Source organism: Paraburkholderia nemoris, from assembly GCF_905221015.1.
Classification (GTDB): Bacteria; Pseudomonadota; Gammaproteobacteria; order Burkholderiales; family Burkholderiaceae; genus Paraburkholderia; species Paraburkholderia nemoris.
In genome coordinates this window covers 24,012-42,937 of record NZ_CAJNBO010000039.1, presented here as the reverse complement: position 1 = coordinate 42,937, position 18,926 = coordinate 24,012, and the positions used below count along the sequence as shown (strand labels likewise).

14 protein-coding genes and 1 pseudogene are annotated in these 18,926 nt (G+C 60.8%); 9 read left to right on the top strand and 6 right to left on the bottom strand.

Annotation, left to right across the window (positions count from 1 at the left end):
* Positions 1-176 precede the first annotated feature (176 nt).
* The 6 genes and pseudogenes from KHO33_RS37070 to KHO33_RS37045 all read right to left on the bottom strand — a co-directional run.
* Positions 177-800: pseudogene (locus KHO33_RS37070) on the bottom strand (IS21 family transposase); the annotation flags it as partial.
* 328 nt (positions 801-1,128) lie between these two features.
* Positions 1,129-2,031, bottom strand: coding sequence for an aspartyl/asparaginyl beta-hydroxylase domain-containing protein (locus tag KHO33_RS37065; protein ID WP_200567727.1), 903 nt, complete (start codon positions 2,029-2,031; stop codon positions 1,129-1,131).
* A gap of 831 nt (positions 2,032-2,862) precedes the next feature.
* On the bottom strand, positions 2,863-3,237 hold the full coding sequence (locus KHO33_RS37060; RefSeq protein ID WP_200567698.1) for a BON domain-containing protein: 375 nt from the start codon (positions 3,235-3,237) through the stop codon (positions 2,863-2,865).
* 30 nt (positions 3,238-3,267) lie between these two features.
* Positions 3,268-4,392 (bottom strand): porin, encoded by a 1,125-nt coding sequence (locus KHO33_RS37055; RefSeq protein WP_200567699.1) that lies wholly within the window; start codon positions 4,390-4,392, stop codon positions 3,268-3,270.
* 91 nt (positions 4,393-4,483) lie between these two features.
* Complete coding sequence (locus KHO33_RS37050; RefSeq protein WP_200567700.1) at positions 4,484-4,900, bottom strand: hypothetical protein; 417 nt, start codon at positions 4,898-4,900, stop codon at positions 4,484-4,486.
* A 426-nt stretch (positions 4,901-5,326) separates the two neighbouring features.
* On the bottom strand, positions 5,327-6,343 hold the full coding sequence (locus KHO33_RS37045; protein WP_200567701.1) for an AraC family transcriptional regulator: 1,017 nt from the start codon (positions 6,341-6,343) through the stop codon (positions 5,327-5,329).
* Between the two features lie 253 nt (positions 6,344-6,596).
* Here KHO33_RS37045 and KHO33_RS37040 point away from each other — a divergent pair, with 253 nt between their 5' ends.
* From KHO33_RS37040 to KHO33_RS37000, 9 genes are all read left to right on the top strand, one after another.
* On the top strand, positions 6,597-9,020 hold the full coding sequence (locus KHO33_RS37040) for an arylsulfatase (protein WP_200567702.1): 2,424 nt from the start codon (positions 6,597-6,599) through the stop codon (positions 9,018-9,020).
* 85 nt (positions 9,021-9,105) lie between these two features.
* Entirely contained in the window at positions 9,106-10,035 is a 930-nt protein-coding gene (locus tag KHO33_RS37035) for an NAD(P)H-dependent flavin oxidoreductase (RefSeq protein WP_328822825.1), read from the top strand.
* Positions 10,036-10,149: 114 nt separating this feature from the next.
* Positions 10,150-10,935: an enoyl-CoA hydratase/isomerase family protein gene (locus KHO33_RS37030; protein ID WP_200567728.1), complete on the top strand. Its 786-nt coding sequence runs from the start codon at positions 10,150-10,152 to the stop codon at positions 10,933-10,935.
* A gap of 85 nt (positions 10,936-11,020) precedes the next feature.
* Positions 11,021-12,262: a thiolase family protein gene (locus KHO33_RS37025; RefSeq protein WP_200567704.1), complete on the top strand. Its 1,242-nt coding sequence runs from the start codon at positions 11,021-11,023 to the stop codon at positions 12,260-12,262.
* Positions 12,263-12,274: 12 nt separating this feature from the next.
* Positions 12,275-13,432, top strand: a complete 1,158-nt coding sequence (locus KHO33_RS37020; protein ID WP_211629276.1) for an acyl-CoA dehydrogenase family protein — start codon at positions 12,275-12,277, stop codon at positions 13,430-13,432.
* 23 nt (positions 13,433-13,455) lie between these two features.
* Positions 13,456-14,229 carry an SDR family NAD(P)-dependent oxidoreductase gene (locus tag KHO33_RS37015; RefSeq protein WP_200567706.1) on the top strand — a complete coding sequence of 258 codons (774 nt, stop codon included), beginning with the start codon at positions 13,456-13,458 and terminating at the stop codon, positions 14,227-14,229.
* A gap of 59 nt (positions 14,230-14,288) precedes the next feature.
* The gene (locus KHO33_RS37010; RefSeq protein WP_234480853.1) at positions 14,289-15,863 is read left to right on the top strand and encodes a class I adenylate-forming enzyme family protein; all 1,575 of its coding nucleotides are present in this window, start codon (positions 14,289-14,291) and stop codon (positions 15,861-15,863) included.
* A 14-nt stretch (positions 15,864-15,877) separates the two neighbouring features.
* Positions 15,878-17,482, top strand: coding sequence for a GMC family oxidoreductase (locus tag KHO33_RS37005; RefSeq protein WP_200567707.1), 1,605 nt, complete (start codon positions 15,878-15,880; stop codon positions 17,480-17,482).
* Positions 17,479-18,921, top strand: coding sequence for an aldehyde dehydrogenase family protein (locus KHO33_RS37000; protein WP_200567708.1), 1,443 nt, complete (start codon positions 17,479-17,481; stop codon positions 18,919-18,921). The genes KHO33_RS37005 and KHO33_RS37000 overlap by 4 nt, the downstream gene beginning before the upstream one ends.
* Positions 18,922-18,926: the final 5 nt, after the last annotated feature.

Sequence of the window (18,926 nt, the reverse complement as noted above, 5' to 3'; positions counted from 1 at the left end):
AATTACCGCGGCGGTCATTCAATGCCCATAGCGGCCACCGCCTGTGGAGCGGTTTAGCACAAACATTTTTTTGATTACCGGTCGCGGATCAGGTCCGACGACATGGCGATGCGCTGGTTGTCGCGACCGCCAACCAAAAAAATCTCTGCCAAATCACCAGCTGGTGATTTGCTGACAACGCCGCCACAGAATTCCATCGCGTCGATCAGGCCGCCGATCCAGTCCGGCGTCGTCTCCGAGCGTGTCGCACAGGCATACGTGTAATTCGATGCGCCGAGCACAGCAACAAAGATATGGGCCTGGAAGGCAACCCCGCCGTCACGAGCGAGGACCGGCATGGCCTGTCCGGCAAAGTCGGCGAACAACTTCTCGCCGGCGCGGTGCTGCTGACGCATTGAACGCTTGAGCGTTTGCGCCCAGTCCTTGTAGCGCTGACAGAACTGCGTGTAGCGGTACGTGCGCCCGCCGGGATGGGACTCAACGTATTCCTCCCAGAGCAGTTGCAACGTTACGCCCTTGCGGCGCAGTTCCCGGTGGATGACGTTGCAATCTGGCTCGACCCGCTTCGCCGGCGCCGGCGACGACGCAGGCGACAGGATGCGCCGCTCAAGCTCGTCCTCTTCCAGTGGCTCGGCCGCAGCCCAATCGAGCCCTGCGGCGGTGGCGAGCTGAAGGTATTGCGTGATCGTCCCGAGGCCGACGCCGAGCGCGCCCTGTACCTGTCGGTGCGTGAGATTGCATGCCCACTTCAGGCGGAGCACTTCCTTGATTCTGCGCATGGTCGTCCGGTGAGCCGGCATCGTCGATAACTCCCAAAGGGAGCTACCTTAATGCCGGCAGATTGGTCCATACGCAGCACCGCCATGATGAAGCCGACGATCCGTTTCGGTTTGCCGAACACTCATTCCGGGAATCCGAACAGGTGTTTCGGCAAATCGAACAACCGTTTCGGAACACCAGCGTCTTTGTTCGACTTCAACCGAAACGCGTGTTCATCTTCCAGCGAAAACCCTGTTCGACATCAACCGAAATCTCTGTTCGGCTTCGCCGAAATACGCATCTTTAGTCAAGCTTCGCCTGTCCACATGACTTGAAACGCACATCGGCAGCCGCGTCGGCAAAGCGATGTCAGAGTACGTAAAAGACGCCTGCGAGGATAGCCCCGAACAGCAGCCATTTGACCACATAGTATGTCGGCCGGTGCCATGCCTTCAGTCTCTTCCCTACTCTTCGGACCGCATATACGTATCTGAATATTCGGTTGAGGAAACCCGTCTTATCGCCGACGTCATTTGGCGAAGCTGCTGCGCGCATGAGCGTCGCGGCGAACGCACGGTTGATCACCCCAGCCCAACGGAAGCGCATGGGTCTTTCGACGTCGCAGAACAAAACGATGCGGGATATCGAGGTATCGTTCTTCGCATAGTGAATGAAAGTCTCGTCGAAGAGCACGTCCTCTCCGTCACGCCAGTAATACTGCTGTCCGTCCACATCGATGAAACACTTCGGGTCCGCCGGCGTCGTGAGGCCAAGGTGGTAACGAATGGAACCGGCATAGGGGTCACGATGGCGCACGAGACTCGCCCCCGGAGGCAACTGGGCGAACATGGCCGCCTTCACGGACGGAATCGACTGAAGCAGGTTCGTCGTGAAAGGGCACAGCGCCTCGGCCGACGGATGCGGTGTGTCGTACCACTTCAGGTAAAAGCGGCGCCAGCCTGTCTTGAAGAACGAGTTGAATCCGATGTCGTTGAAATTCGAGGAAGCCACGATTTTCTCGGCTGCTCCGACTGCGAGCGCCTCTTGCTGGATGGCTTTCCAGTTGTCCCGTAGTGGCTTGAGCTCAGGGAAGCTCGACGTGTGGAAATACGGCGTCGCCTTTAACGGCGAAAGCAGATAGCACCAGATGTTGACCGGCGCCATAAAGGTCGAATGGTCAGATAATTGCCGCCAGAACGGAAAGCGCACCGCTCCGCGCCTGAAGACATAAGCGGCGCTGACCACAAACCATACCAATACGATCCATCTCATAAGTGTGCTGGGCAAACGGGTTGAAGGTTGAGATGTTGTGCGGCGCAGCTTCTGTAATAGGAGCCGTATAGTCGCGTGTTGCAATTGAGGGAAAGGGAGAAGCTGACCTCGGAGCAACTCACGCTGAATCACAGGTGTCGTGACTTCCGTACCCGCTCTGCAGTCCTATGCTGTCATTAAAATCTCGGCCTTGTCATATAGGTCAACGGCGCGCTGCGTCCGACTTTCGTCTCGGGTCAAGTTCGATCGCGGGAGCCGAATCCGTTGTCCCACTATGAATGCAGCGGTCGCCACACACAGACGAAATATCGGGGAAATCCATCGCCCGATGAACCGGAGCCGGCTCGGGAATGTGATGGAGACAGGATGGTGCTGCTGGAGAGTTGAACCAACCGGCTTGCGGCAAATCGTTCGGTACGGGGCATCACAGGCATTCCTTTTTATTGGGCCACGATGACGGTACCGGAGTTCGCCGGGAATTGCCATGCGACGAATCCGAATTCGAACGGAATTTAACAATAATTCACATCCAATTATGTCCTTGCATTTTCCGATCAGGCTGCGCGGCCCGATTCAGTGGGGCGAGCCAGTGCGTACGGCAGTGTCCGCGCCGACTGAATTTTGAGCCACCGCGCCAGCCAGCGTGCGCACCGCTTCGGCGGTAGCGTCGCTAGTCCACAATCCGTGGATCACCTCGACGAGCGGCACCGAGCCGCATATCGCCGCCGGGCTCACTGCAATCGAAATGAAAGTCTAATTGCTGAGCCGAGACCAGTGCAGCTGGTGAGGATCAGCCAGGCTGAGGCGACCTTACCTGGCGCGCGAGCCCCCTTACTGGCCAAACGGCTTCTTGACGGTGAGCCTGTTGGTGATGGACGTTACCCCCGGAACGCCTTTTGCGATCTCGGCGACCTTGTCGATCTGCGAGGCATCGACCACCGTCCCGTCAAGCGTCACCGCCCCTCCCTTTGTAACGACGCTGATGTTTCCCGCGGCGATCTCCTTGTGCTTCCCAATGGCGGCGTACACCTTCCTGCGCAGCGCGCGATTGGCCTGCCGCGTCTCCTTTGGTGTCTCGCCAGCAGACGCCGCAATGGCGGAACCGCTAGATGCTGCGCTCGGTTCGCTGGTCTGAGACCATGTGTGAACGGATGCGAGCGCGATCAAGATGCCACCGGCCATCCTGAGTACCGTGTCTGTTTTCATTGAGTTCTCCAGTTGTTGTGCGTCACAGAATCAGAAGCTGTGGCGGATGCCGATCATCGCCGCGGTGGTCGACGTGCCAGGCGCAACAGGCTGGCCATACACGATCGTCTGGTTCATTGTGCCCTTGTTGTTGACGTACCCGACCTGTACGTAGGTGAGTGTTCTCTTGGACAGGCTGTATTCGGCGCCCACGGCAAATTCATCCGAGTGATTGGCCGAATTGTTCCGGTCCTTCAGGTAGTAGAAGCCCGAGGTGACCCGGAAGGCCGGTGTGAACCTGTAGCCGAGTCCTGCGGAAACCATCTCATAGTCGGCGTGATTGGCGTTCGCCGGGTTCTTGCCAATGCCGTAAGACGTCGACACGGAGAAATCGTGAAACGTGTACATCGCGCCGAGGTAGTAGAAGCGGTTATCGTTCTTGCCGGTCGGGACCGCAATGTCCGCAGGACTTGACTCGTGCCCGTTGTAGTACACGGCTGCCAGATTCAGACCGTAGTTCGAATACTCCAACACGGCTGACTGTCGAGTATTGCCCTGGGGCTGGCCCGCGACGCCGCCTGGCGCGTACTCGAGCGCGACGGATGCGCCATAGAATTTCGGCGACCGGTAAACCAGCGCGTTGTCGTCATACAGCGCGCCGATCGGGGCGTTCGTGTTGGTGCCAGGCCAGCCCGCCGCCTGGTTCATGCCAACCCATGCGGTCAGGATACTGCCGAAGTACTGCGCGCCCCGTACGTCGGTGTCGTAGAGTGCGTAGCTCATCGGCGCGTACTGCCGGCCCGCGTCGAAGGCGCCGAACGGACCCGATATGCCCACTGTTGTTTGCTGGTTGAAGAGCGCGGTGGCGCCCGTCGTGCTGGCCAGCCCGAGCCTCCCGGTGCCACTGTTGTACGCCCCCTGCAGCTTGAAATTAACCTTGTAGCCGCCCCCGATGTCTTCGACCCCCTTCATACCCCAGAAGCTTGAATAAATGCCGCCGTCCTTGAATGCGTAAACTTTCCCGGTATTGTGCGCGTTCGGCGCGAACGAAGCCGCCGACGTACTCTGATACAGCAGCCCGGAGTCGGTCGCACCATACAACGTTACCGACGACTGAGCGTGCACGCCCGTCGCACATGCCAGCAGCGCCGCCGTGGCTGTCACTTTCAACTTCATTTCGTCTCCTCCATTGAATGGTCAATGCCACTTTGCATCTGCAAGGTACCCAACCCGAAACTGGCCCCGGCCCTGCGTCGGCTATCCCTGCCTAGTGCGGCGCCAGGAAGCCGAATCCGATGATCATTGCTGCCAGCCCGAACGGAGTCGCCAGGCCAGTAAAGCGTATTTGTCGCGTCAGCTTGCTTACGCACGCATCGTCAGTTGCCTTTACCCGCGCCCGCACCAGCACAACGCAAATGAGGTTGGCGACTACAGCGATCAGCCCTGCGCCGACCTTCAGCATCAACAGCGGTGGCGCAGGCCAGGCGCGCGCCAGAAGCATGGCCCCGGTCACGAGCACCAGCGCGATCAGCGGCACCTCGATCAGAATGTCGATCCAGGCGTGAATGGAGGCGATCAGCCGGCGCTCTGCGGGTTCGTGCTCGCGAAGTTCAAGCACCGCCTCTGCAGCGATCAGGCCGAACCAGGCGCAGACTGCAGCAGCATGAATTTGCAACAGGGTCATCTTGGAGTCCTTACGTTTAGACGTTGATAGTTGGATTGGTTGGCAGAGCGGCACGTTCTACTGCGGCGCAGCATGAATGGCGAATACGAGCGACCGCCCAAGGATGCCTGGCGTGTAACCCGTTTCGGTGCTCTGCCTTGAGCGTGGACAATGCTCCCGAGAGGCAACAATAGGTAGCCGTTATCCACGCCGCCTGTCATTACGGCGAAACGTTTTGTCTTGGGAACGCAAAATCTGCGAAAAGGAAAGTTGATCTAAGGGCCGCACACGGCGAGCCGATGCCGTGTGGGTTCAAGATCTGCGTCGTAGCCCGCGAGCGCGAGGGTTTTTCCGAACCCTTAGCTCTTCACTCGAGGCAAGGTAAGCACGGACCTACTGTGATCATTCTGCAAAGCGAGTTCGCACCACGGGACCGAAGCGCCGGTCTTACGCTCCGCAGCGGAAATCGGTGGGCGAGCAGCCCGTCCAACGCTTGAACGCGCGATTGAAGTTGCTGGTGTCGGAAAACCCCAGCAAGAAACCGATTTCCGTGAATGAACGCGAGCGTTGTTGAACATAGCTGCACGCCAATTCTTTGCGAGTGTCGTCGAGGACCGCCTGGAAGCTGGTATTGCGGCGCAGAAGCTTGCCCTGCAAGGTGGTAGGACTCATGCACATCGCCTGTGCCACACGCTCGCGCGTGCATTCTCCCGTTGGCAGGAATTCGACGATCTTCTGTTTGACCACGGCAAGCACATCGCTGCGATCGATGCGAGCCAGATAGTCGGTGACTATGTTGTCGTGGTGCTGCGCCAGCTCCGGACAGGCGCCGGCAAGCGGTTGCTGCAAATCCGTTCGGACGAAAACAAGCGCCGCCTGCCCGGCACCGAAAATTACCGGCGCCCGGAACAGCTTCTCGTACGGTTCAGGGCCCTCGCGCGGCATGTCATGGTGCAGAACGACACGAATGGGGTTAAAGCTTCCTTTATGGAGCTGGCGCATCGACATGATCAGATAGGCCAGAAAGGCGTCCTCCGACTCGCCGCATACATCGGCAAGCAGATTGAAGCGGATGACGGTGTCGTCGCCGCTCTCCTCCAGCGCGATTTCCGCGGTTTGCGACACCAGCCGGAAATAACGTGCCACGCGCTTGCAAGCGTCCATCAGGGTACTGCTGGCAGCCAGCGCGAAGCCCAGTGCGTGAAGGTTCGAAATGTGAATGAAGCGGGCGACCGCGAGCCCGAAATAGGGGTCGTGCGTGACGTCCACGCATACCCGAAATAGCTGGGTGACCGTGTCGACTGGCAATCGCGAAAGCGGATCATTACCAATCGCAGCCGGAATGCCGGCCACCTTGAATACGCGGCTGGCATCCACGCCGTAATGGTCCAATGTCTTCGCAATAGCCAGTGCGTACCCGCCGATCGTCGATGGTTGGCGACGGTGCGCGGCCAGTTCGGACATCGATGTTTGCGTAGCTGGCGACGCTACTGTGTTCGGATCCCGCATCGATTTTCCCAGGGCCGACCAAAACAAAGATTGTTGGAGAAGGGTCCGAACGTGTCAATTAGCATTCCCGCTACCTCGGGTCCTTTGCACGTGACTGTGTTGACCAAAGTTCTGGCGCTAAAGACAGGCGAGCGTCATCGACCGAAAACTACCATCGGTTCCGTCATTCGAAATCCGCCCAACTTAAAGCGCGAAGGAAACCGTCATCATGACCCTACCGCATCGTTCGAGTTTCCCGGCTCTTGCTCCGCGACTTCTGACACTCGGCGCCCTGGTCACCAGTACGCTCGCCAGCGCGCAGGAATCGTTGCCGTTTCCGCCGGCACCATCGGCCAGCAAGATTGGCGAGACGCTCACCGAATCGACGAATCACTGGCGTCAACCCGCCACGCATCTTCCAGCCAATGCGCCGAACGTGCTCATCATCTTACTCGACGACGTCGGTTTTGCCCACCCTGACACCGTAGGCGGGTTCATCCATACACCGACACTGACGCGTCTTGCAGAGAGCGGCATTCGCTACAACACCTTCAACGCGACGGCCATCAGCTCGGCTACGCGCGCGGCCCTGCTTACCGGGCGCAATCCGCATCACGTCGGCTTCGGCACGATTTCCGAACTGGCAAGCGACTTCGACGGCTATACCGGCGTAATGCCGAAGTCCGCCTCTACGGTAGCGGAAGTACTGAAGCAATACGGCTACAGCACAGTGGCATACGGCAAGTGGCACAACACGCCCGCGAACGAAACGTCGCCCGCCGGGCCGTACGATCATTGGCCTACAAGTTACGGCTTCGAGCATTTCTACGGATATATGGCGGCCGAAACCTCGCAATATTCACCCCGGCTTTTCAACGACAAGACGCCGATCGAACCCCCACACGATCCGAAATACCACCTGAGCGAAGACCTGGCGAACCAGGCGACGGGCTGGCTGAAGCAGCATCATTCGCTCGCCCCCGACAAGCCGTTCTTCATGTACTGGGCGCCGGGAGCCACCCATGCGCCACATCAGGTGTCGAAGGAATGGGCGGACAGGTACAAGGGCAAATTCGACGCCGGATGGGACGTATATCGACAGCAGGCGTTCGAGCGGCAGAAGGCACAGGGTTGGATTCCCGGCGACACCCGGCTTAACCCGCGTCCCGCCAGCCTGCCCGCATGGGACAGCCTGAGCCCGGACGAAAAGCGCTTCAATGCCCGCGAAATGGAGGTATTCGCCGGTTTTCTCGAGCATGTGGATACACAAGCAGGAAAGCTGATCGACGAACTCGACCGTGAAGGCATTCGCGATAACACGCTGATCTTCTACGTCGTGTCGGACAACGGCGCGTCGGCTGAAGGAATCAAGGGCACGATCAACGAGATGCTGACGATCAACGGCGTGGATGTCCCGGTCGAGAAGCAGATCAAAGCGCTTAACGAGCAATATGGCGGGCTGGCCGCGTTGGGTGGGCCGAAAATCGAAGAACACTACAACGCAGGCTGGGCCTGGGCGTCCGAGAGTCCGTTCCAGGGCACCAAGCTCGTAGCGGGCTATTTCGGCGGCACGCGTGTTCCGCTCGTCGTGTCCTGGCCGAAGGGAATCAAGGCGGACAAGAGCATTCGCACTCAGTTCTACGACGTCGACGACATCGCGCCGACGATCTATGACGTGCTCGACATCAAGGCACCGCAGTCAGTCAATGGCATCGCGCAGATTCCCCTCGACGGCGTCAGCATGCGCAACTCGTTTAACGATGCAAACGCCTCGTCGACTCACCACGCCCAGTACTTCGAGACCTTCGGCAGTCGCGCAATGTACAAGGACGGGTGGGTCGCATCGGTGTTCGGTCCCCGCACGCCGTGGGTCGCCAGCCTTGCAGGTCTGGCGGGATGGGACCCGCGCAAGGATCAATGGGCGCTGTACCACATCGACAACGACTACTCCCAGGCGGTCGACCTTGCGGCCCAGTATCCGCAAAAGTTGGCGGAGCTGGAAGCACTGTTTGATGCCGAAGCTCGCGCGAACAACGTCTACCCTGTCGGCGCTGGCATGTATCCCTTGCTGAATCCCCGCGATCGCGTCGGCAGCCGTCAGACCGAGTGGCACTTCGACGACGAAACCCGTCGCGTACCCGACTTTGTCGCACCACGGCTGGGCGCATTCAGCAATCGCGTGACGGTCGAGGCCGACGTGCCGGTCGAGGCCAGCGGCGTGCTGTACAAGTTGGGCGGCACGGCGGGTGGTGTAACGCTCTACTTCGACAAGGGGCACCTCCATTACGAATACAACGCGATGGCCATGTGGCGCACCAAGCTGCTGTCACCGAAGACGATCCCGCCCGGCCACCATCGTATCGAGATGGACACGCTGGTCACGTCGCCCGGGCGAGATGCCCCGGCCGACCTGATCCTGCTGGTGGATGGTGTCGAGGTGGCCAAGGCCACGACGCCAGTTACCGCGAGCCTCGCATTCAGCGCGAGTGAGACGTTCGATGTCGGCGCCAACCCGGGCTCGTCTGTATCGCTGGACTACTTCGACCGCGCACCGTTCAAATTCAACGGCCGTATTGCCGACGTGCATGTCGTCTATCTGCCGAACCGCGTGACGGCGAGCTCGGATCAGCGCTCGACGTCCGCGAGCAATTGACGGCCCGGGTACCGACCAACTTGTATCAAAATCGCCAATGGGCAACTGAATGACTATCGCCGCTGCATTGAGAAAGAATCTGAAGTTGCCCGTCATCACCGCACCGATGTTTCTGGTGTCGGGCCCCGAACTCGTTCTGGCCGCGTGCCGGGCCGGCGTAATTGGAACGTTTCCGGCCCTGAACCAGCGCAGCACCGAGGGATACGCCGATTGGCTGGAAACGATCAAGGGCGGACTTGGCCCGAACGATGCCGCGTTCGGCGTCAATCTGATCGTCCACAAAACCAACCCGCGGTTGCAGGCCGATCTCGACGTGACGGTGCGACACCAGGTGCCGCTTGTGATCACTTCGCTCGGTGCGGTGCGTGAAGTCGTCGACGCAGTGCACGGCTATGCCGGACTGGTCTATCACGACGTCACCACGCTCGCACATGCAAAGAAAGCCGCGGAGAGAGGCGTGGACGGGCTGATTCTCGTTTGCGCCGGAGCGGGCGGCCATGCGGGGACCAGAAGTCCCTTCGCCTTCGTGCACGAGGTTCGCCAGTTCTTCGACGGCGACATTATCTTGTCCGGCTGCCTGTCCACCGGCAGAGACGTGGCGGCCGCGATGCTCCTGGGTGCGGACTTCGCCTACATGGGCACCCGCTTCATCAACACCACCGAGAGCCGGGCCGCCGCCGAGTACCAGCAGATGATCATCGACAGTCGAATGGACGATGTCACGTACACACCGGCCATTTCGGGCATTCCCGCCAACTTCCTCAATGCGTCTCTGGTCGCCTGCGGACTCGACCCGAGCAATTTGCCGGAAAAGACAAACGTGGATGTTGCCGAGGAACTCAACCATGAGGCCAAGGCATGGAGGGACGTGTGGTCTGCCGGGCATGGAACGGGCGCGATCCAGGATGTCGTGTCGACGGAGACCTTGATAGTGCGCCTCACACATGAACTGGATGCCGCCCAACTCGCATTTCAGGCGCGACGGGTTCCGTTCAGCAATCCGACAGCAGGTTGAACGGATCTGGACGCCATCGTCGCGCGGACCAATGAATTGGCGGCAACGACAAGCGAGAAACTTAGGCCTCCCCTACCATCGTCTGCATACCTACCTTCACTGACGAGAATTAGCATGACTGAAGAAGTAATACTGTTCGAGGCCGCAGGCCCGGTTGCTTACGTAACCCTGAATCGGCCAAAGGCAATGAACGCGATCAACCTCGCAATGCTGGCCGCTCTGGACGGCTTTCTTGATGAAATCAGCCGACGCGAGGATTTGCGCGTCGTCGTCGTGAGCGGCAATGGCCCGGCCTTCTGTGCTGGTGCGGACCTCAAGGAAGTCCTCGCCGGCGCGACACTGGAGGCAGGCGAGGCCGATTTCCTCGATCACGCCAGTGCGGTATTCAATCGCCTGCGCGATTTCCCCAAGCCGGTGATCGCTTCGGTGAACGGCACGACCATGGCCGGCGGTCTTGAACTCGCCATGTGCGCCGACATCGTCGTCGCCGCCGAAAGCGCGACGATCGGCGATGCCCACGCCAATTTCGGTGTCTATCCGGGGGCCGGCGCCGCGGCAGTCCTGCCGCGGTTGATTCCACTGAACATGGCGCTGTATCTGCTCTTCAGCGGCAAATCCTTGTCAGCTGCGCAGATGCTCGCGTCCGGTCTGGTGAGCGAAGTGCACCCGGATGAGCGGCTGGCAAGCGCTGTGAAAAAACTTGCCGAGAACATCGCGCTGAAGAGTCCCATCGCATTGAGCCGCATGAAGGCTGTGGCCCGCGCCTCGGCTGACAAGACGCAGGCCGACGCGCTGCTGCACGAGCAAGTCATGTTGCGCCAGCACCTGCGTTCCGCCGATTTGCAGGAAGGCTTGCGGGCCTTCGCCGAGAAACGCACACCGCGATTCGTCGGACGCTGAATCGACCCGCGCGCAACGCGCCCGAATGATAACGGCGCGTCCCTCTGATCCCGCAGTTCGTTGCCCGCCCTGGAGAGACAACGCAATGGAAAAAATTTACGTGGCCGGAGTTGGCATGACGCCATTCGGCCGGCTCCTTGACAAAAGCATCTACGACATGGCGGGCGTTGCCGTCCACCTCGCGCTGACAGACGCCGGCTGCGCCCCGGCCGATGTCGACGCGGTGTTCTACGCCAGCGCTACGACGGGCCAATTGCAGGGCCAGCACAGCATTCCCGGTCCGATTGCGATGCGCCGTCTCGGCTTCGCCGGAATCCCGGTCTACACGGTCGAAAACGCATGCGCCTCGGGCTCGTCGGCGTTCAACCTTGCGGTGCAGGCCGTCAAGGCCGGTACGGCGGACGTTGCATTAGCGGTCGGCGCCGAAAAGATGAACGTTGCCGACAGAGCCAAGATGTTCGGCGTGTTCGACAGCGGCTGGGACGTCTCGACCGTGACGCAGAACAAGGACACGCTCGTCGCGCTGGGCGAAGGCGTCATTCCGCCGCCGGCCACCGTATCGGATCGGCCGTACAGCGTCTTCATGGACGTCTACGCAGCGATCTGCCGCAACCATATGAAGCGCTACGGCACGACGCAGCGCCAGATCGCCGCCGTGGCAGCCAAGAACCACGGCCATTCGGTTCACAACCCGCTAGCCCAGTACCGCGACGCCTGCACCATCGACCAGGTGCTCGCTTCGCCGCCGATCACTTATCCGCTGACGATGATGATGTGCTCGCCAATCAGCGATGGCGCGGCCGCAGTCGTTGTTTGCAACGAGGATGGCTTGACGCGGCTCAAGGGTGCGGGCGGACGCGCGATCAAGGTGCTGGCAAGCTTGGTGCGCGTCGGGGTCGAGCGCACGTCCGACGAGCCCGAAAAGATCATTTCTCATCTCGCGGCCAGGCAGGCTTACGAACTGGCGGGAATTGCTCCATCCGATGTTGATGTTGCCGAAGTGCACGACGCGTCGGCCATGGGCGAAATTCTCAATGCCGAGTCGTTGATGCTGGTCCCGTTTGGCGAAGGCGGCCCCGCTGCGGAGCGTGGTGACTTCACGATCGGCGGTCGCATTCCGATCAATCCATCAGGCGGCCTTGAATCCAAGGGACACCCGATCGCTGCTACTGGCCTCGCGCAGATCCATGAACTCGTTACCCAACTGCGAGGCGAAGCCGGCCTGCGCCAGGTCGAAGGCGCCCGCATCGCAGCTCATGAAAACGGCGGCGGCCTGTATGGCATCGAAGAGGCCGTAGTAGCGGTCAACCTGTTCGCCAGGCAATGAGGAGAATCTGAAGTGGGTTATGTATTCCGTACCGAAGAGCAGCAAATGGCGGTCGATGGGCTGCGCCGCTTCCTGCATGCCGAGATCGATCCGGTTTTCAACCGGGAGTATCGCGACCGCTTCCTTCCGCGCGAGCGAATGTCCGCAGTGATGCGCCAGCTCGCCGAATTCGGCCTCGTTTCCGGCGTCGTCGGCGCAGACCGCGGTGGCCTGGGTCTCGATTGGCTGACCTCGCTGATGTTGTTCGAGGAGGTCGCCGCCACGTCGGCCGACCTGTCGGTGCCGGTACTGATCAATTCATTCGGCGCCGTGATGCTCGACAAGATCGCGCCGTCACATTTGCGTGAGCGGTACCTTCCGGGTCTGCTCAGCGGCGAAAACTTCATTTCGATGGGCATTTCCGAGCCCGATGTCGGCTCCAACGTGCTGGAGATCAAGACTCGTGCGCGACGCGACGGCGACCATTATGTGATCAACGGTGAAAAGACGTGGATCAGCAACGGCGAATACTCGGACTTCCTGATCTGCACCTGCCGCACCAGCGACGACCCCCGTCGTGGCCTGACTCATTTCCTGCTCGACCGCAAGGAGCACCCCTACGAAGTTCGCGGTATTCACAAAATCGGCCTGAACAGCCAGTCCACTTCGCAAATCTTCCTGACTGACGTGCGCGTCCCAGCCCGCAACATCATCGGCAACGAAGGAGAAGGGCTCAAAAACACGCTGTCGCTGTTTGAACGCTCGCGAGTATTCGTGGCCGCTCAGGGCCTGGGCATCGCTCGCCGTGCGCTCGAAGAAGCGACGCGCTACGCCACCGAGCGACGTCAGCACGGCAAGGTCATCGCGGGTCACCAGTTGATCGCGGCAATGCTGGCCGAGATGGCGACCAACGTCGACGCCGCCCGTTTGCTGACCTATCGCGCCGCGTCGATGATCGAAGCGGGCGTTCCCGCCGAGATGGAAGCTGCCATGGCCAAGTATTTCGCCTGCGAGGCAGCCGTCACCATCGCTCGCCAGGCGGTACAAATCCACGGCGCCAATGGCGTAACCACCGAGTTCCTGGTCGAAAAGCTTGCCCGCGAGGCAATCATCGTTCCCATCCCCGAGGGTACGACGCAGATGCAGCAGCTGATTATTGGCCGCGCCTTGACCGGCGTTGGCGCTTTCTAAACGATTTCTACGAGGCAATTCACATGCGGATCCAAGACAAAGTCATCGTTATTACCGGCGGCGCGTCCGGACTGGGCTTCGCCACTGCCCGCTTCATGCTCGACAAGGGCGCGCGCGTCGCCATTTTCGACCTCAATGCCGAAGCGGGCGAGAGAGCAGTCGCCGAGCTCGAGCGCGAGCGGTGCCTCTTCGTGCAAACCGATGTCAGCAACGAGGAATCCGTGCAGCAGGCAATTGCCGCTACGATGGAACGCTTCGGCGCGGTTCATGTTTGCATCAACTGTGCTGCCCTGCCCTCGCCATGCAAAGTGTTGGGCAAGGACGGCAAGGCGACACCGCTCGCCAGGTTCGCCCAGGTCACGGCAGTGAACGTCAACGGCGTATTCAACGTGATGTCCAGGTGCGCCGAAGAAATGGCGAAGAACGATCCCGAGGCCGGCGAGGAGCGGGGCGTGATCATCAACATCTCGTCCGGCGCCGCTTATGAAGCCCAGATCGGCCAGTGCGCCTACGCGGCGTCCAAGGCAGCACTGCTTGGCTTGAACATGCCGGCGGCGCGCGAACTTGGCGACGTCGGCATCCGCGTCAACGCGATTGCGCCCGGCCTGTTCCTGACGCCGATGGTGCAAACGCTGGATGAGAAAATCGTCAACGCGCTCAAGGCGCAGATCGAGGCGCCGAGACGCCTGGGCGACATGCGTGAATTCGCGCACGCCTGCGCATTCATCATCGAGAACGCCTACCTGAACGCAGAGACCATCCGCCTCGACGCTGCCTCGCGTTTGCGCGCCAGGTAAGCCGACGGCCCGCGGATGCGCGGGCCACTACGGTCCATAGGGGAGACACTTTCGTGAAAATGAACTTCAGCCGCATCATGCGCGCGCTGGCGCTGAAACATCGCGACCAAGAGGCTATTGTCAATGCCGAGCGCAATCGCCGGTACAGCTACTGGGATTACCATTTGCTGACCAACCGGATCGCCAATGCGCTAAGCGGCACCTTGAAGGTGGGCGCGGGCGACAAGTTCCTGTTGATCCTGGAGAACGACAATCTCAGTTTGATGATGCTGCCTACCGTGCTCAAGCAGAAAGGCACGGTCGCGCTGACCAATTTGCGCGATTCGATGGAGGAACATCGCTGGCAGGTTGAGCTGATCAAGCCGCGCGTCGTTTTCCTCGAAAATCGCCTGCTCGACGGCTACTACGACTGGCTGCGCGATCTCGGTTGCGAGATCGTGGTGATGGACCCGCCCGAAGCACTCAGGCCTGGCGTTCATTCTTTCTGGGCGCTGGTGGAAGCTGCGTCGGAAGCGGACAGCGACGTGGAGCTTGATACCGATGCGCACACGTTCATGCTGCGCTTCACCGGCGGCACGACCGGCCGCGGCAAGTGCGCCGTCTATAAGATCCGCAACGCCTTGGCGTGCCGCGACAGTATGCTCGGCAATCCCGCGCTGGAGATTGATGCGCACACGCGGATTCTTCACGTGGCGCCTCTGTCCCACGGGTCGCAACTGCTGTTTTACCCGACCTTCTTCGTCGGCGGGACGAACGTTACGCTGAACCAGCTGGATCTCGAACGCTGGCGTGAAGTCGCCGAAGCGGAGCGGGTAACCCATTCGTTCCTTGTGCCAACCATTCTTTATCGCCTGCTGGAGCTTCAGCGGTCGAAGCCGCGGGACCTGTCGCAGCTGCGCACGATCCTGTACGGTGCAGCCCCCATGAGTCCCAGCAAGCTTGGGGAGTTGATCAGCTGCTTCGGGCCGATTTTCGCCCAGGGTTACGCCGCCACCGAGGTGATGGAGCTCATTTCAGTGCTGGACAAAGCGGAACATTGCGCCAACGACGCGCTTGCGGTGGCGCGCCTCGCGTCCGCGGGTCGCATCATGCCGGGTGTGGAGGTGTTCGTAAGCGACGAGACCGGTTGCGTGCTACCCACTGGCGAGGTCGGCGAAATCCGCATCCGTTGCCGGGGCGTGATCGATGGCTACTACCTGAACCCACACGCCACCGCATCCGAATTCATCGACGGCGCATGGAAGTCCGGCGACCTCGGGTATCTCGACCCGGACGGCTTTCTCCACATCGTGGATCGCCTGAAGGACATGATCATCACCGGCGGATTCAACGTGTATGCGGTGGAGGTCGAAGCGGCCCTCTCCTCGCATCCCGCCGTGCTGTTGTCTGCCGTAGTTGGCGTTCCGCACCCCGACTGGGGCGAGGCCGTGCATGCCGAGGTCACGCTTCGCGCCGGTGCAGACGACGTAACGGCCGAAGAATTGATGGCCCACGCAAAGGCGAAACTCGGAAGTCACAAAGCGCCGAAATCAATCTCCTTTGTAGCGAACCTGCCGGTGTCGGTGGTCGGCAAGGTGTTGCGCCGTCAAGTGAAGGAGAAGTATTGGCAAGGCTCACAGCGTAAGGTCGGATAACACAAGGATTGGTCATGAAGCAATTCGACTACGTCATCGTTGGCGGAGGTTCCGCTGGTTGCGTGCTGGCTGCGCGCCTCAGCGAGAATCGCAACGTGCAGGTCTGCCTGCTCGAAGCCGGGCCGCGCGACTGGAGCCCTGCCGTTCACGTGCCGCTTGGCGCTGCGTTCATGCTGCCCTCGCGTCACATGAACTGGGCGTTCGAATCGGAACCGCAGGCCGGTTTGCGCGGCCGCCGCAGCTACCAGCCGCGCGGCAGAACGCTCGGCGGATCGAGTTCAACCAATGGCATGGTCTATATCCGTGGCAACGCCGCCGACTATGATCATTGGGCTGCTTTGGGCAACCACGGCTGGTCATACGAAGACGTATTGCCCTATTTCCGCAAGTCGGAACACAACGAAGGCTTCAACGATACTTTCCACGGACAGAACGGGCCGCTGAACGTTGCCGCCCCGCGTCAAGCATTTCAAGCCTCGAAAGCGTTCCTGGATGCGACGCGTGCGCTAGGTCTGCCGCAAACAGCCGATTTCAACGGCGCGAAGCAGGAAGGGTTCGGCTACTACCAGACCACCACCGTCAACGGCTTGCGGTGCAGCACGGCACGCGCGTTCCTGAAAGACGCCGAAGAACGTCCCAACCTGTCAATTATCACGAACGCACACGCGACGCGCGTGCTACTTGACGGTCAGCGCGCGACCGGCGTCGAATACAGGAGACGCGACGTCACGCTGACGGTCGGCGCCCGGAGAGAAGTCATCCTCAGCGCGGGAACCTTGCAATCGCCCCAACTGCTGATGTTGTCCGGCATTGGCCCGGGGGAGGTGCTCAAAAGTGCCGGCATCGGCGTGGCACATCATTTGCCCGGTGTGGGCAGGAATCTGCAGGATCATATCGACTGCTGCATCGCCTACCGATCGAAATCGTCCGACCTTGTGGGCTTTTCCGTCCCGGGAACCTTGCGCTTGCTGGGCGAGGCGGTTCGCTATGCCGCCACGCGGCGCGGCATCTTCGCCAGCAATATCGCCGAAACCGGCGGCTTCTGGCGCAGCGATCCGTCTCTCGCCCATCCTGACCTCCAGTTCCATTTTGTCGCCGCTTTGCTGGACGACCACATGCGCAAGCTTCATTGGGGACACGGCTTCAGCATACATGCGTACGTCTGCCGACCGAAGAGCCGCGGCTTGGTGGCGCTGAAATCGGCCGACCCATTGGCACCACCCTTGATCGACCCGAATTTTTTCGCGCATGACGACGACCTGGAAACCCTGTTGCGCGGCTTCAAGCTCATCCGGCGCATGGCCGAGACCGAACCGTTGAAGCAATTCGTCGCCAGTTCACTCAAGCCCGCCGACATGCGGACCGACGACGAGATGAAGACCTTCCTGCGCCAACACGCCGACGATGGCTACCATCCGGTGGGCACCTGCAAAATGGGTAACGATGAGCAGTCGGTCGTCGATGCACGTTTGCGCGTATACGGTGTCGAGCGTCTGCGTGTGGTGGACGCCTCGATCATGCCGACACTCATAGCGGGCAATACCAACGCGGCGACGATCATGATTGCCGAAAAGGCCAGCGACCTGATTCGCGACGACATGCTGGGGGCACAGCGATGACTGCACCAGAACGGTTGTTGGCCACGCAAGACATCGCTACGCTATTCGATGCACAGCGTGCCGCATCGCGTACCGATCAACAAGTGGCGCTCTCGATTCGCCTCGATCGGATCGAGCGCGCGCTCGCCATGATGGTGGCGCATTGCGATCGTTTATGTGCGGTGATGTCGGCCGACTTCGGCACGCGTCCCAAGGAGCAGAGCCTCGCCATCGACATCACTGCCACCATCGACAGTCTCAAAACGGCCCGCCGCAATTTGCACAAGTGGATGCGGCCGGAACGCCGGGCTGCCAACTTTCCCATGGGGATACTCGGCGTCCGTGCACATGTGCATCATCGTCCACTTGGCGTGGTCTGCATCATTGGCGCATGGAATTTCCCGGTGGGAACCGTGACCGTGCCGATGGCCGGTGCGCTCGCGGCCGGCAACAGAGTGCTGATCAAGCCGTCCGAAATGACTCCGCGCACGGCGGCCGCGCTGGCAGATGCCGTCGCGGAGTTCTTCGCGCAGGACGAAGTGGCTGTCGTGACCGGTGATGCCTCGGTCGGCCGTCAATTGACCAGCCTCCCCTTTGACCGGATCGTGTTCACCGGCGGTGCAACGACGGCCCGCCACATCATGCGTGCCGCCGCCGAACACCTGGTGCCGTTGACGCTCGAGTTGGGCGGAAAGAGCCCGGTCATTGTCGGCAATCGTGCGGACTTGCCTCAGGCCGCGCGGCAGATCATGTTTGGCAAATTGCTGAACGCCGGCCAGGTGTGCGTCGGTCCCGATTACGTGCTGGTGCCCAAGCCGTTGCGCGAGGCGCTGGTCTCCGAACTAGTCGCGGCCACGGCTCGCATGTTTCCGCGCATGCACGGCAATCCCGATTACACCGACATCGCCACCGACGCGCACCGACAGCACCTGCGAGCGTTGCTCGCGGACGCACGCGACAAGGGTGCGCGCGAACTGGTCATCAATCCGGCTAACGAACCGCTCGAGGTCCCCGGCAGCGGCAAGATCCTGCCGCGCTTGTTGTTCGACGTCGACGATGACATGGCTGTGATGCAACAAGAGATCTTCGGGCCCATTCTGCCGGTTCTCGGTTACGAGCGTATCGATGAGGCGCTCGACTATGTGAATGCTCGCCCGCGACCGCTCGCGCTCTATTACTTCGGTCACGACGCACGGGAAGCCAAGCGCGTGATTGACGGAACGGTGTCGGGCGGCGTGACGGTCAACGACGTGCTCCTGCACGCGGCACAGGAGCAGGTTCCTTTCGGCGGCGTCGGGGCAAGCGGCTTCGGCCAGTATCGCGGATTCGACGGTTTCCGCGAGTTTTCGACGCCGCAAGCCGTGTTGAGGCAGTCGCGGTTGAACCTCGTGTGGGGACTGCTCCGACCGCCTTACACTCCGTTCAAGCTGCGCGCCTTGCGTGCGCTGGTTTCCAGGTAACACTA